Genomic DNA, 14963 nt, shown 5'->3' on the forward strand with positions numbered 1-14963 from the left:
GAGAGCGCTCATCGGCCCTCTCTCGGGATTACTCAGGGTTGGTCGTTAGGGCGATCTGCACCTGATGGTCGCAGACCCGCACCGGGTAAGCGGTGACCGAAAACTCCCTCTCCTCAAGGCAGTAACCATCATGTAGCCGAAAACGCTGTTTTTTCAGCGGGCTGGCGACCCACAGTTCTCCCTGGTGTTCGGCAATGAGGCCGCGGCTCAGTACACTGGCAGCAAAAAACGGGTCAATATTACTCAGGGCAAATATCTGCTCATCCGAATAAGGACGAAACAGGGCGATCTGCCGGTCAGCGATCAGGGCGCAGACACCGGTGCCCGGCAGAATATCGTCTACCGGACAGACGGTTTTCCAGATGCTCATTGGCTCTCCTCTTCTCTGATGGCGATCCGCTCCTCTGGTCTGGCCGGACGGTGCTGCATCCCGACCGGGACGCTCTGTACCAGGCTGTCGCGTAACGGACTGTTAATAAAGTGGTGGAAGCGCTTGAGGGCCTGTGGCTGGTTAAGGGTTTCCTGCCATTCGCAGCGGTAGCTTTCACGCAGGGTCTGCATCAGCTGTTCAGCCGATTCCGCCATCGATAGATGATCTTCGATGATCACCTTTTGCAGATAGCGGATGCCGCCCTCCAGATTTTCCAGCCATACCGAAGTCCGCTGTAATTTATCGGCCGTTCGCAGGTAAAAGAACATAAAGCGGTCGATATAGCGCAGCAGGGTGGCTTCATCGAGATCGGCGGCCAGCAGATCGGCATGGCGGGGTTTCATCCCCCCGTTGCCGCAGACAAACAGGTTCCAGCCTTTCTCTGTGGCAATCACACCGATGTCTTTACTTTGAGCTTCGGCACACTCTCGGATACAGCCCGAGACGCCAAACTTCATCTTATGAGGAGTGCGGATACCTTTGTAACGGTTCTCTAGCATGACCCCCAGGCGGGTACTGTCACCGACACCGAAACGACACCAGCGATTACCGACACAGGTTTTCGCCATCCGTAATGCCTTAGCATAGGCATGGCCTGTTTCGAAACCGGCGGCCAGCAGCTGTTGCCAGATCGCCGGTAAGTCATCCTGATGTGCGCCGAACAGCGCAATTCGCTGGGAACCGGTGATTTTGCTATAGAGGGAATATTGCTGTGAGACCTCACCGAGGATCATCAGCTGGTGCGGCGTAATCTCACCGCCGGGGCTGCGTGGGATCACCGAATAGGTGCCATCTTTTTGCAGGTTAGCGAGGAAGTTATCGTTACTGTCCTGTAACGGGACCAACGCAGGTTGCAAGATAAACTCATTCCAAGCAGAGGCTAGCAGGCTGGCGACGACCGGTTTACAGACTTCGCAGCCATAGCCTTGTCCGTGCTCTGCCAGTAAGGCGTCAAAGGTACGGAGATTACCGGTACGGATCAGATGAAACAGTTGCTGACGTGACCAGGGAAAATGCTCACACAGATGCTGACTTACCTCGACTCCCTGACGGGAAAGTTCTGTATTCAAGACCCGGGTCAGCAGCGGCAAACAGCCACCGCATCCAGTTCCTGCCCGGGTCGCCGATTTCAGCGCCTCAACGGTATGATGACCTGCGGCGATCCCTTTGAGCAGCTCCCCTTTGCTGACATCATAACAACAGCAGATCTGAGCGCTGTCAGGCAGGCTGTCAGTACCAGAAAGGGCTCGTGGTGCGCCATTATTTTCTGGCAGGATCAGTTGTTCAGGATTATCGGGTAACAGACTACGGTTTTGGAGACGTTGGGCAAAATCGGCATAGTCAGCGGTATCTCCCACCAGTACTGCTCCCAGCAGTTGTTGCTGGTCAGCACTGACGATCAGACGCTTATAGATCCCTTTCTGTTCATTAAGATAGACATAGCTCAGAGAGTCAGCACTGCACCCTTGAGTATCCCCCAGACCGGCAACATCCACGCCTAATAATTTCAGTTTGGCATGGGTTTCCGCGCCCTGAAACAGGGCGCGCTCACCGCATAGGTTGGCTGCCGCTATGCGTGCCATCTGATAGCCAGGCGCGACCAGACCATAACATTGTTGCCGCCAACAGGCACATTCGCCAATCGCATAAATGGCAGGATCTTCTGTCTGACAGTGGTCGTTGATCAGGATCCCGCCGCGTTCTCCGATCGGCAGTCCACACTGACGAGCCAGATCATCCCGTGGCCGGATCCCGGCGGAGAAGACGATAAAGTCAGTCTCGAGCTGACAGCCATCGGCAAAATGGAGGGTTTTGCGTGGCTGATCGTGGTGTGAGGTGATTTGCAGGGTATTTTTTCCGGTATGCACCCGTACCCCGAGTTGTTCGATCTTTTTACCTAGATGTTTCCCCCCGGCACTGTCCAACTGTTCAGCCATCAGGACTGGGGCAAATTCTACGACATGGGTTTCCATACCAAGATTTTGCAAGGCACCTGCGGCCTCCAGCCCCAGTAATCCCCCGCCGATCACCACACCGCTTTGGCTGCGGGCAGCACAGGCTTTAATAGCCTGTAAATCTTCGATAGTTCGGTAAACAAAACAGTCACTGTCTTCCCGTCCGGGAATTGGAGGGACGAAGGGAGAAGAACCGGTGGCGATCACCAGCAGGTCATAAGGGGTGATACGGCCCTGAGCGGAATGGATCTCTTTACGCTGCCGGTCGATCGCCACTATCGGTTCATGACTAAAAACGCGGATGGCGTATTTTTCATAGAATCCGTCATCCACCAGCGATAGCGCTTCTTCGTCAGGGAGGGTAAACCAGGAGGAGAGATGCACCCGATCATAGGCTGGGCGCGGCTCTTCACCAAACAGAGTGATATCAGGAAGTGGGTCGCAACGTTCGGTAAGTTCTTCGAGAAAACGGTGGGCGACCATACCGTTACCTATGATACACAGCCGGATATTACGCATCAGGGCCTCGGGGAAATGAGCAGAATATGCACAGTACGACAGACCCGGATAAGCAGTATTGATGCAAGTCAAATGCCATTTTAATTGGGGTTATTACTGTAAAATGGCGATTAGGTAAGAGAATTCCGTATTATCCGAGGCTAACTTGTCAGGATCAGGATTGGCTGCTAGGTTTTTTATAGAACCTCATAACAAGGACATAATGATGAAAAAGACATTAACCGCAGTTGCTATTTCTATGACTTTCTTCACAGCGCACGTATTTGCAGAAACAACTTCTCAGCAGTTGCAGGAGCAAACGCAGCAGCTGAAGAATAGTGCATCAGAAACCTCGCAGCAGGCACAGGACCGTACCAGCGAAGCGGCCCAGAAAGCGAAACACCGCCTGCAGGAAAAAAATGAGCAGACTGTCAATAAGCTGAAAAACGGTGGCCACACCAGCAATACTGATGCGATGAAAGAGAAGTCGCAGAAAGCGTGGAACCGCACTAAAGAGCACACGCAGAAAGGCTGGAACAAAACCAAAGAAACCACCCATGAGGCTGCAAACAGTACTCAGGAAGGTGCCACTAAGCTGTGGAACAAAACCAAAGACGCGGCCAACAGCGCTAAAAGCTCTGTCACTAACTAATATTACCCGCTCGGTCGTGACCGAGCCCAAAAGCCTCCGCAGGTACTGCCTGCGGGGGCTTTTTTATGGCTGACCGCTAGCCTTATTTCAGATAGCGTCCGTAAGTTTTCATCAACTGACGGGTCACACCGTTGGTCCAGCCAAAGCCGTCCTGGAGGGCGTACTCACCGCCACCGCCGCCGGTGGCGGTTTCACTGCCGATATTGTATTTCTCAACCAATTTATCGTGTTGATCATAGAAACGGGTCACCGTTTTAAGCCAATTCACGGCGATGTCCTGGGCAAGTCGGGTTTCGCCGTAGGCTTTCAGCCCTTCGATCGCCATCCATTGCAGGGGCGCCCAGCCATTCGGTTTGTCCCATTGCTCGCCGCTCTCCACTAATGAGGAGAGCAGTCCACCAGGACTGAGTAATTGTTCACGTACCGCTTTGGCCAGTCTTTTCGCGTGGGCGGGTGTGGCAACTCCGGTAAACAGCGGCACCAGTGCCGCGGCAGAGAAGGTGCCCGCTCTGGCCTGTCGCCAATCATAGTCAATATAGACACCCTGTTGTTCATCCCACAAATAATGGTGCATCGCTTTGCGGCGGGCATCCGCTTTTGCTTGCCAGGCTCGGGAAGTGAGGATCTCCCCTTCGTCTTCCGCCAGTCGGACAATGGTGGTTTCCAGTTTGTAGAGAAACGCATTCAGGTCGACAGGGATAAACTGGGTGGTTCGAATACTGGCTAAGCGGTCTGGCTCTCTCAGCCAACGGGAGGAGTAGTCCCAGCCTGAAGCCGCGCCAGCGCGCAGATCACGATAGACTTCATTGGCGGGACGGCCGGAGGATTTAGCGGTGGCAATATCTTCCCGCCAAGCTTCGTCACGCGGGGTGTCGCGGTCGTCCCAATAGCGATTAAGCAGCGAACCGTCAGGCATGCGAACCACATACCGGTAAGCCTGGTCGGGCATTAGGGAACCGGCACCGTCCATCCAGTAGTGATATTCTTTGATCAGGTTTTCCAGATAGCCGCTGCTGCCTGTCAGCCCGGCATCCTCAAATAACTCCACCATCAGCGCAAACACCGGTGGCTGGGAACGACTGAGATAATAGGTACGGTTACCGTTTGGCACATGCCCGTAATTGCCGATCAGCCAGGAAAAGTTATCGGCCATATCCTTAAGCAAATCTAGTCTGCCACTCTCCGCCAGTCCCAGCATGGTGAAGTAAGAATCCCAATAATAGACTTCGCTAAAGCGACCGCCAGGGACCACATAAGGTTTCGGCAGCGGCAGTAACGAAGACCAGGGCTGATGTTTCAAAGGTTCGCGCACCAACACCGGCCAGAGATCATCGATATGCTGGCAGATCGGTTTACCCGGTTGCTGGTGGTTGTAAACATCATGGTCTGAAGGTGGGGTAAAGTGTTGCTTAACAAAATCCTCTAAGTCGAACTCTTTACCGCTACGCCGAAGGTCGCGGTAGAGGATCAGGATATCGAGCGGATCACCCACCGGCGAACAGTCGGCAAAGGTTTTACTGTCCGGAAAAATATGCGCATTTTGTACATGCTCAAACAGTTCCAGATAGCGATCGGAGGGGGTGAGGGCGTCAGCCGCCGGCATACCATCGATAATACCGGGTTCTGGTTCGTAATCGTTCATCCCTTCGAAATGTAATTCATGGGGATCGTTCAGATACTCCGGTTCGTAGTCCGGATCCTGCGGATCATCAGACTGATGTTTTGGTAATGTAGTAATAATTGCCTCCTCATCAGTATCGTCGCTCAATCGTTCAAATATTAAACATTAAGTATAGACAATCCTGAATCGCCGCTAGCACTAAAGTCTAAAACTGTGTAATAAATCGTAGCGGTGGTGCGGAGATAGTGATTACAGACAGCCGATGACCGGCTGCCCGCAGTAGGGAAAAATTATTTTAGGGTATCGCGGATGGTGTCGGCGTAAGGGGTAGTGGCTCGGCCAATCAGCGCACTTAGGGTATAACTGTCATCATAAAGCCCACCCTGTGCTGCGCCGTGATCGGAATCGGCTAGTAGGTCCGCCAGTGCCTCCGGTAATCCGGCCTGTTTCAGGGCGGCGGCAAATTCTGTCTGTGACAGGTTAACGTATTCCACTTTTTTTCCGCTCTGGCGGGCAATTTCGGCAGTGAACTCGCTGAGGGTATAGGCATTATCTCCGGCTAACTCATAGATCTTACCCGTCTGATCGTCCGCCAGCAGGACTTTAGCGGCCGCTTCGGCGTAATCTTGGCGCGAAGCGGAGGCAATTTTGCCGTCCGCGGCGGCACCGATAAAGGCATGATGCTCCAGTGCCGGGGCAATGCTGGCGGCGTAGTTCTCACTGTACCAGCCATTACGCAGTAAGGCGTAGCCGATACCGGAAGCCGCCAGTTTGGCTTCGGTGGCACGGTGTTCGGTGGCTAAGCCGAGTGGCGAGCGGTCGGCATGCAGCAGACTAGTGTAGGCGATAAACTGCACACCGGCGGCTTTGGCGGCGTCGATCACTGCCGCATGTTGTGCTTCGCGCTGGCCGACTTCACTGGAGGAGATCAACAGCAAACGGGTGACACCTTCTAAGGCCGGTTGCAGGGTCTCTGGACGGTTATAATCAGCCTCGCGGAGTATTAAACCGTCCGGCAAGTGTTTAGCCGCCTGCTGTGGCTGGCGGACCAGCGCAGTCACACGGTCGGCAGGCAGAGTTTTCAGCAGTTCATGAATCACTTTACGGCCCAGTTGGCCGGTTGCTCCAGTAATCGCAATCATCATTTTTTCCTTAACAGATGTGGTTAACTGCGGATCACTATAGAATAGACAATTACTTTTAGTAAGTACTTACACAAAGGTTAGTTCACTCAATGACAGACACTTTGCACCAGAAATTTTTACGCGGCGAATTGCTCAATGCCCGCTGCCCGTCACGGGATATGCTGAAAAGGGTCACCAGCCGCTGGAGTTTGCTGATATTGCTGGCCCTAAAGCAGGAGGTACTGCGGTTCAGCGAATTACGCCGACGCATCGGTGGTGTCAGTGAAAGGATGCTGGCCCAGACTCTGCGTAATATGGAACAAGACGGCTATATTCAGCGTAATGACTACCAAGAGGTCCCGCCACGGGTGGAGTATTCGCTGACCCCTTTTGGTCGAGAGGCGGAACAGAAGATCTCTGCGCTGGCGGAATGGATGGAAGACAATGTGTCGGTGATTACTCAGCACCGTCAGCAGTTTGAGCAACGCCAACAACAGGAGCAGACGGACGTGACGCAGTCCTAAGCTGAAAAAGCACATAAAATGCGATCTAAATTGGTTTGGATTTAAGTTAACTCACTGTAATTAAGGTTTTTTTACACGATGAGAGCTAATCGAGGTCATTATCTTTGGCTAGGGTTATTGATTCTAAGATATATCATAGATAGATTATGGTAAGTAAATGAGAATCATTAACATATCCAGGCATCAATCACCGCCTGGTGTCGAGGAGCAGAATTTTATGGCTGATGAGTTAACTTCAGGTCGCCGTTTACCGAAGCGGGTACGTAACGAACTTCATTTCCGCCGTATGAGCGTGGCGGATAAACAACTGATCGCCGATCAATTTTGGCGTGTCACCTTTCACAGTGAACAACTGGCGGGCTTTGATTCACCGGGCTTTGATGATCACAGTAAACTGTTCTTTCCTCATCCGCAGAGCGGAGAACTGCTGCTGCCGCAGGCCACTGAAGAGGGGATCCTGTGGCCGGAAGGGGAGCGTCCAGTGGCCCGTGACTATACGCCGCTGTTTTTCGATGGGACATCAACGCTAACCATCGATTTTTATCGCCATGAAGCGGGCGTCGCCAGCGAGTGGGCTGAGCAGGCTGCGGTGGGTGATCAGTTAGCGGTCGGTGGCCCACGGGGTTCTCTGATTGTCCCCGTAGACTATGCGACCCAAGTGTACGTGTTTGATGAAACCGGCTTACCGGCGATGCAGCGGCGTTTGGCGCAGGTGCAAGGTAACAAACAGTTACTGCTGGCTTTTTGCGATGAGACGTTGGCAGAGGCGTACCTCGGTGAGTTGCCCGCTGGGACGGAACTGATCTGTCTGGGGCATGGCCGCATGGACAGTGACGGCGTGGCGGAATGTCTGACTCATGTTCAGGGGCTGACATTACCCACAGACGATTATTTTATCTGGTTGACCGGAGAAGGCGACTCAGTAAAAGCGCTAAGTGACTACTTTACCGAGCAACGCAACTGTCACCCTAGCCTGGTTCGGGCTGTGGCCTACTGGCACCGCAAAGAGGAATAACCCCAGGATGCGCCTATGAATATTGTCAGAAATGGTCTGCTGCAACGCAAGCGCCGTGAAAAACTCTTAGATGCCGCAGAAATGCGGCTGTTGATCCTCAGTATGTTGCATCAGCAACCGGCCCACGGCTATGAGTTGATCAAAGCTATCGAAGCCCTAGCCCAAGGGGAATATAGCCCCAGTCCGGGGATCATCTATCCGGCGCTGATGTTACTGGAAGAGATGGAGGCCATTGTCCCAGTGGACAGTGACAGTGCCCGTAAATGCTTCCGTCTTACGGCAGCGGGTGAGCAGCAACTGACTGATAATCAGTCGCAGCTTGCGCAGATCAGCGAACGTCTAAAAATGCTGGCAGTGGTGGGGAAACATCGGCGCACACCGCAGATGGAGAGGGCTGTCCATAACTTGAAGATGGCGCTCAATACCCGTTTGGCAGAGGCAGAAATTTCACAGCAAAGCTTGTATGCGATCATTGATGCGCTAGATGAGGCCGCCAAACGTATCGAACGTGCCTGACACCCAGTTATTTGCTGGCCGGTTTATCGTTATGCCCAAGTTCCCGTTGTGGCCAGCAAAGGTCGCGTACCCGCTGTTTCAGCACTTTTGCCTCCGGGAAGCCACCGTCGCGCTTTCTCTCCCACAGCAGGGTGTCTGCGGCGTAGATTTCAAATACGCCGCCTCGGCCCGGTTGCAGGGTCACTGCTGCCAGATCATCGCCGAAGGTACTCAACAGTTCTTGCGCCATCCAAGCAGCACGTAGCAGCCACTGACATTGGCTGCAGTAATGGATCCGTATTGCCGGTTTTTCTGTCATCATTATTCTCCAAGATAGGTTTTTAGCCCGCTGGGCTATTCGTCGACCCGCTGACAATCGACGACTCGTCGGCCACGGATTTTACCGTTTAATAGCTGATCAGCAGTGCAGATTGCCTGTGATAGCGGGATCACCTCGGCAATCTGCGTGGTGAGATCTGGGGTTAGCACGCCAGCCAGTCGCTGCCAGGCCTGCAAGCGTAACGGCATCGGACACATCACACTGTCGACACCGCACAGGGTAACGCCACGTAGGATAAACGGAGCCACGCTGGTAGGCAGATCGAGTCCTTGTGCCATGCCGCAGGCGGCCACCACGCCGTTACGCACGGTCCCGGCCAGTACATTACTGAGGGTATGGCTGCCAGCAGTATCAATGGCAGCCGCCCATTGTTCACGGGCCAGCGGTTTAGCCGGTTGACTGAACATCTCTCGAGGCAGAACACGACTGGCCCCAAGGGTGTCACACAGATAAGCATGATTTTCGCTACGGCCGCTGACTGCCGCAACGTGATAGCCAGCTCTCGCCAGCAGCAGGGTGGCAAAGCTACCGACCCCGCCACTGGCTCCGGTAACCAGTACCTCACCACTCTGTGGGGTAATGCCTTGGCGTTCCAGCGCCATCACACACAACATGGCGGTTAAGCCCGCAGTCCCGACAGCTATCGCCATCAGCGGTGTCAGGGCATCAGGTAACGGCGCCAGCCAGTCGCCACTGACCGCAGCCCGTTGGGCGAGACCTCCGGGATGACTTTCGCCCACCCCGTAACCGGTCACGATCACCTGATCACCCGCTTTCCAGCGTGGGTCGGCACTGGCAGTGACTTCTCCCACGAAATCAATGCCTGGCACCATTGGAAAGTGGCGGATCACCGGGGCTCGGCCACTGATCGCCAGTGCATCTTTATAGTTGAGGGCCGAGTAGAGAACCTTAACCGAAACCGGCGCATCCGGCAGCTGTGTGGTGGCTAATGTTGTCAGTGCAGCCCGATAACCTTGGTCATCATTGTCAATCCATATTGCCTGATACATAACTGCTCCGTAAATTGAGTGGTCGCCCCACTAGCCGCTTAGTGAGGAAAATATGCATAGATAATCATTATGAATGAAAAATAATCGGCTGTGAATTTTAATTATCATTAATAATCAATCATTTAAGATGATGTATGGTGGGTCGGGAGGGGTGATTATCCCTTGCCTGTACCCTATAAAGGTGACATGATGAGCGCCGCTTATTTTATGACATCATCACCGACTCTGAGAGGCTGTTAGGTTGAACGTTGCCCTTAGTGCTGCACCACATCGATTAACCCTACAGCGCGACCCGTTAGCGTGGCTCTCGGGTATCTGCCGGAAAACCCGTTCTTTCACCATGCGGTGAGGCCAGTCTTTGGCTGCCTGTTGGGCATGAGTAAAAACAGAGGCTATTCTGATTTTACTGATGTCTATCATCCCTGACTGTATTTCAGTTCACAGCCGGAAAAAATCTGACATTATTCGCCGAGGAATTTTCCTCATGCCGTGCCGTTGCGCACCCACTCATCCTTGACCTTTGGGGATTTGTGTCATGACAGTTTTGAAAATTGCGGCCAGTGCCGTTCTGCTCCCGCAGATTTCCTCCGCCCGCCCGCTAGTGGCGCTGGACGAGACCGATTTTACCGATATCGCTGCCGTGGTCCTGACCCCGGCTGACGCCAGCCGTGGAATGTTAGCCCTGCTGAATCGCAGCGGCTTTGAGTTACCGGTGTTTATTGCCAGCGATGATCCGGAGACAGCATTACCCGCTGGCATCCAGGCAGTCTATCAGCCCACTGAGAGCGGCCACCTCGCCCTAGAGCAAGCCGCCAGCGATTATCAGGAAAACTTACTGCCGCCGTTTTTCGATACTTTGACCCGTTACGTGGCGATGAAAAACAGCACTTTTGCCTGCCCAGGACACCAAGGTGGCGAATTTTTCCGTCGTCATCCGGCTGGCCGTCAGTTCTATGATTTTTACGGTGAGAATGTTTTCCGTTCGGACATGTGTAACGCCGATGTACGCCTCGGGGATCTACTGATCCACGAAGGATCTGCCAAAGATGCGCAGAAATTTGCGGCCAAAGTGTTTAATGCCGATAAAACCTACTTTGTGCTGAATGGCACCTCCAGTGCCAATAAAGTGGTCACCAATGCCCTGCTGACCCCGGGGGATCTGGTGCTGTTCGACCGGAATAACCATAAGTCGAATCACCACGGCGCACTGCTCCAAGCCGGGGCGACACCGGTCTATCTGGAAGCGGCCCGCAATCCGTTTGGATTTATCGGCGGCATCGATGCCCACTGTTTCGATGAAGGCTATTTACGCCAGCAACTGGAAAAAGTGGCTCCGCAGCGTGCCCATGAAGCGCGGCCTTTCCGGCTGGCGATCATTCAGCTCGGTACTTATGACGGCACCGTATACAACGCCCGTCAGGTGGTGGATAAAATTGGCCACCTGTGTGACTACATTCTGTTTGATTCTGCTTGGCTCGGCTATGAGCAGTTCATTCCGATGATGGCCGACTGTTCGCCGCTGTTATTGGAACTGAATGAAAATGATCCGGGGATCTTTGTGACCCAGTCCGTGCACAAACAGTTGGCCGGTTTTTCACAGACCTCGCAGATCCATAAAAAAGATAACCACATCCGCGGTCAGCGCCGTTTCTGTCCACATAAGCGGCTGAATAATGCCTTTATGTTGCACGCTTCCACCAGTCCATTTTATCCGCTGTTTGCGGCCTTGGATGTGAATGCCAAGATCCATCAGGGGCAGGCTGGACGCCGTATGTGGCAGGAGTGCGTGACCCTAGGCATTGACGCCCGTAAAGCGATTATCCGCCGCTGCCAGATGATCCAGCCGTTTGTGCCGGAAACCGTGGATGGACAGCGCTGGGAAGAGATTGCTACCGAAACCCTGGCAACCGATCGTCGTTATTTCAGTTTTGAACCGGCGGCCCGATGGCACGGTTTCTCGGGGTATGCCCGCGACCAATATCTGATTGATCCCTGCAAGTTGTTACTGACCACGCCGGGCATCGATGCCGCCACCGGTGAATACAGCGAGTTTGGTATTCCAGCGACTATTCTGGCCCATTACCTGCGTGAAAACGGGATCGTCCCAGAAAAATGTGACCTGAACTCGATCCTGTTTCTGCTGACGCCAGCAGAAACCCCGCAGAAGATGGCACATCTGGTGGAGATGCTGGCGCAATTTGAGCAGCATGTGGCCGACGACGCCTTGCTGGAGGAGGTGTTGCCGACGGTTTACCGCAAGTATCAACAGCGTTATCAGGGCTACACTCTGCGCCGACTGTGCCAAGAGATGCATGACCTCTATGTGAGCTATCAGGTAAAAGATCTGCAAAAAGCCATGTTCCGAGAACAGAGTCTGCCAGCAGTGGCGATGAATGCGCAACAGGCTCATCATCAGTACCTACGCGGAGAAGTGGAGCTGGTTCCCCTCAGTGAGGCGGCTGGGCGCATTGCGGCAGAAGGGGCGTTACCTTACCCGCCGGGCGTGTTGTGTGTGGTACCGGGCGAAGTGTGGGGCGGAGCAGTACAGCACTATTTCTTGGCGCTTGAAGCAGGCATTAATCTGTTACCAGGCTTCTCGCCGGAACTGCAGGGTGTGTATATCCGCGAGGATGAACAGCACCATGAGCGTTTATATGGTTGGGTACTGCTGGAGGCTAACGGCTGACCGCCAAGCTGCCGGACCCGAGGTCCGGCAGCCGTTGATCAGTAGCGGTAGTAGCTGCGCTCAGCGCTATTCACTTTATACAGGTAGCGACGCGATTCCATCGCCGGGTGGTTGTTGACCAAGGTCTGGTAAACCTCATCCGGTGACATGGCGTTGATCATATCCAGTGCGCGGCTTTTATTGGATGAAAACACCTTCAACACGCTGCCAGCTCCGCCATTGTAGGCGGTGATCACCGCATAACGACGGGAAACCGGGTTCTGGATCCCTGCCAGATAGCTTTTCTGCAATATCGACAGATAAGCGGTCCCAGCATCAATATTATTTTCTGGGTCCAGCAGATAGCCGCGGCTCGGTTTACCCCATTTTCCTTTCATGCGGAACACATCCACACCGGCGGTATGCTGTACCACCTGCATCAGCCCCAGCGCATCGGAATTACTCACCGCATAGGGGTTGAAACTCGATTCAATCTGCATAATCGCCAAGATCAGTGACGCATCAACGCCATAAAGCTCAGAGGCACGGCGCACCAGCGGCAAGTATTTATGGGCACGTTTATTCAGGTGGTTCGGGACCATCGGAATATCGACGGACCAGATCACATGCAACCCAGACATGCGGCGTTTCAGCTTGTACTTAATTAAGTAGTCAGCAAAGTTGGCGGCCCGGCCCGGCCAGCGAATGGCATGACCGGTATTATCTACCACTTCACCGTACAGCAGCGGCTGCTGGCTGAGTTTGATATCGTTAGCATCAGAGTAAAGGTCGACATTACCGGGGTTTTCACTGACCAACAGGGTGTTGATAATGGCCTGACGGAGGCTGGCCATCGGGTCAGTTCCGGAAATGGTCTCGATAGTAATATTACCGCTTTCGAAGTTAATATGGCTGCGGGTGTAGTAGTTATCGCTGTATTTCACATAGTCCTTAGGACCGGCGATAAGCACTTCGTTGATCCCCCAGATATTCTCAATGTTATGGGCAAACTGGCCCATAAGAATATCAAAACCATTGGTATCCTTGACCCAAGCTTCGTTAAACGCGGGGGGCTTATGGCTGGAACAGGAAACCAGTAACGGGGCAATGACCAGGAGCGGATACAGTTTTTTCATAGTTTCTGTGTTTCAGTCTATCTGGCTGGGGGAGATAACAAACAGCCCCCGCTAAGAGGGCATCCGGTCAGGGGGCCGGCGGTGTATAACCTTCAATATGAACGTCTTTACCTTCAAACAAAAAATTCACCATTTCCTGCTCCAGCACTTTACGGTCATCGGCATTCATCATATTGAGCTTTTTTTCATTGATCAGCATGGTCTGCTTCTTCATCCATTCCTGCCACGCCGGTTTGGAGATCTCCTGAAAAATACGCTTACCCAGCTCGCCGGGATACAGTTGAAAATCTTGGCCTTCGGCATCGCGTTGCAGGTAGGTACAAAAGATTGTGCGGCTCATTATTCTTCCTCTTTAGGCTTACGCGAATGTAAGGCCAGTTGCTGCGGGTGTTTCAGTTCATGTAACAGGCGTTCTACCGGGGCGGCCAGTCCTACCGCGGGAGCCCGGGCTAAGTTATACCAGAGCGCGCCGCTTTCATCCATCGCGGAGCCAAATTCCGCATCCTGTAGCAATAAGGGAATAATCTCCAAGTGAAAATGGCTGAAGGTATGCCGGAAGGCGGTCATTGGCTGTAATTCGCCACGGATGCCACGCTCATCCAGCCAAGCCTGCATGCCTTGCTGATGGTCAAATTGCGGAAAGCTGTATAAACCGCCCCAGATCCCGGTTGGGGGACGCTGTTGCAGCAGCACATTGTCGCCTTGTTGTAGCAGTAAAAACCATGCCGTTTTCACCGGAAGGACCTTTTTCGGTTTTTTCCCAGGGAAGTTAGACCATGACTGATTAGCATAGGCGATACATCCCGACTGTAACGGACAGAGTTCGCACTTAGGCTTCGAGCGGGTACAGACCATGGCGCCGAGGTCCATCATCGCTTGGTTGAATTGGCTGACGCCTTCCGCCGGGGTAACTTGTTCACTGAGTGTCCACAATTTTGTTTCGACCTCACGTTTACCGGGCCAACCTGCCACTGCATAGCAGCGAGCCAGTACCCGTTTGACGTTTCCATCGAGGATCGGGTAGTGCTGTCCAAGGGAAAGTGACAGGATTGCACCCGCCGTTGAACGGCCAACGCCGGGTAAGGCGGCGACATCGTCAAAGTTTTGTGGGAAAATACCTTGGTGTTTCTCTGCAACCTGACAGGCGGCTTTGTGCAGGTTACGGGCGCGGGCGTAATAGCCGAGCCCGGTCCACAGGTGCAGAACCTCATCCAGCGGGGCGGCAGCTAGGTCGTTCACCGTCGGAAACTGCGACATAAAACGTTGGAAATAGGGGATCACAGTCGTAACCTGAGTCTGCTGTAGCATCACCTCAGAGAGCCAGACTTTATAGGGAGTTTTGTCCTGCTGCCATGGCAGGGTCTTGCGCCCGTACTGCTGGTACCAGTCTAGGGTGTATTGCGCAAAAAGCGAAGGTTGCATCATAACAGCAAATATTTCCACAGAAGCTAAGCTAAGATCAGGGCAGGAATTCCAGCACAGACCTGCCGGAGAGTAA

The 14963-nt window shown here is 53.5% G+C and carries 14 protein-coding genes; 5 read left to right on the top strand and 9 right to left on the bottom strand.

What is annotated here, in order from left to right:
• Positions 1 to 28 precede the first annotated feature (28 nt).
• Positions 29 to 370: a nitrite reductase small subunit NirD gene (gene nirD / locus DW47_RS0100305; protein ID WP_029684313.1), complete on the bottom strand. Its 342-nt coding sequence runs from the start codon at positions 368 to 370 to the stop codon at positions 29 to 31.
• Positions 367 to 2904, bottom strand: a complete 2538-nt coding sequence (gene nirB / locus DW47_RS0100310; protein ID WP_029684314.1) for a nitrite reductase large subunit NirB — start codon at positions 2902 to 2904, stop codon at positions 367 to 369. The genes nirD and nirB overlap by 4 nt, the downstream gene beginning before the upstream one ends.
• A gap of 205 nt (positions 2905 to 3109) precedes the next feature.
• Here nirB and DW47_RS16155 point away from each other — a divergent pair, with 205 nt between their 5' ends.
• On the top strand, positions 3110 to 3535 hold the full coding sequence (locus tag DW47_RS16155; RefSeq protein ID WP_038026898.1) for a hypothetical protein: 426 nt from the start codon (positions 3110 to 3112) through the stop codon (positions 3533 to 3535).
• Between the two features lie 82 nt (positions 3536 to 3617).
• Here DW47_RS16155 and treF read toward each other — a convergent pair whose 3' ends face one another.
• Together treF and DW47_RS0100325 are read right to left on the bottom strand one after the other, a co-directional pair.
• Positions 3618 to 5276: an alpha,alpha-trehalase TreF gene (gene treF, locus DW47_RS0100320; protein WP_152473120.1), complete on the bottom strand. Its 1659-nt coding sequence runs from the start codon at positions 5274 to 5276 to the stop codon at positions 3618 to 3620.
• A gap of 170 nt (positions 5277 to 5446) precedes the next feature.
• Complete coding sequence (locus DW47_RS0100325; protein ID WP_029684317.1) at positions 5447 to 6298, bottom strand: SDR family oxidoreductase; 852 nt, start codon at positions 6296 to 6298, stop codon at positions 5447 to 5449.
• Positions 6299 to 6390: 92 nt separating this feature from the next.
• On the opposite strand from DW47_RS0100325, the gene DW47_RS0100330 reads away from it, so the two are divergent.
• The 3 genes from DW47_RS0100330 (at position 6391) to DW47_RS0100340 (ending at position 8335) form a co-directional block, all read left to right on the top strand.
• The gene (locus tag DW47_RS0100330; protein WP_029684318.1) at positions 6391 to 6804 is read left to right on the top strand and encodes a winged helix-turn-helix transcriptional regulator; all 414 of its coding nucleotides are present in this window, start codon (positions 6391 to 6393) and stop codon (positions 6802 to 6804) included.
• A 217-nt stretch (positions 6805 to 7021) separates the two neighbouring features.
• Entirely contained in the window at positions 7022 to 7819 is a 798-nt protein-coding gene (locus DW47_RS0100335) for a siderophore-interacting protein (protein WP_029684319.1), read from the top strand.
• Positions 7820 to 7834: 15 nt separating this feature from the next.
• Complete coding sequence (locus DW47_RS0100340) at positions 7835 to 8335, top strand: PadR family transcriptional regulator (RefSeq protein ID WP_029684320.1); 501 nt, start codon at positions 7835 to 7837, stop codon at positions 8333 to 8335.
• Positions 8336 to 8342: 7 nt separating this feature from the next.
• Here the strand turns inward: DW47_RS0100340 and DW47_RS0100345 are convergent, their stop codons facing one another.
• The gene (locus DW47_RS0100345; protein ID WP_029684321.1) at positions 8343 to 8633 is read right to left on the bottom strand and encodes an Rdx family protein; all 291 of its coding nucleotides are present in this window, start codon (positions 8631 to 8633) and stop codon (positions 8343 to 8345) included.
• Between the two features lie 35 nt (positions 8634 to 8668).
• Positions 8669 to 9664: an acrylyl-CoA reductase (NADPH) gene (gene acuI / locus DW47_RS0100350; protein ID WP_029684322.1), complete on the bottom strand. Its 996-nt coding sequence runs from the start codon at positions 9662 to 9664 to the stop codon at positions 8669 to 8671.
• A gap of 535 nt (positions 9665 to 10199) precedes the next feature.
• On the opposite strand from acuI, the gene DW47_RS0100355 reads away from it, so the two are divergent.
• Positions 10200 to 12350, top strand: coding sequence for an ornithine decarboxylase (locus tag DW47_RS0100355; protein WP_029684323.1), 2151 nt, complete (start codon positions 10200 to 10202; stop codon positions 12348 to 12350).
• 38 nt (positions 12351 to 12388) lie between these two features.
• Here the strand turns inward: DW47_RS0100355 and mltC are convergent, their stop codons facing one another.
• The 3 genes from mltC to mutY form a co-directional block, all read right to left on the bottom strand.
• The gene (gene mltC, locus DW47_RS0100360; RefSeq protein WP_029684324.1) at positions 12389 to 13465 is read right to left on the bottom strand and encodes a membrane-bound lytic murein transglycosylase MltC; all 1077 of its coding nucleotides are present in this window, start codon (positions 13463 to 13465) and stop codon (positions 12389 to 12391) included.
• A gap of 67 nt (positions 13466 to 13532) precedes the next feature.
• A complete protein-coding gene (locus DW47_RS0100365) occupies positions 13533 to 13805 on the bottom strand; it encodes an oxidative damage protection protein (protein ID WP_029684325.1) in 273 nt (90 codons plus the stop codon).
• Positions 13805 to 14890 (bottom strand): A/G-specific adenine glycosylase, encoded by a 1086-nt coding sequence (gene mutY, locus DW47_RS0100370; protein WP_029684326.1) that lies wholly within the window; start codon positions 14888 to 14890, stop codon positions 13805 to 13807. The genes DW47_RS0100365 and mutY overlap by 1 nt, the downstream gene beginning before the upstream one ends.
• Positions 14891 to 14963 lie beyond the last annotated feature (73 nt).

The organism is Tatumella saanichensis (assembly GCF_000439375.1).
Lineage (GTDB): Bacteria > Pseudomonadota > Gammaproteobacteria > Enterobacterales > Enterobacteriaceae > Tatumella > Tatumella saanichensis.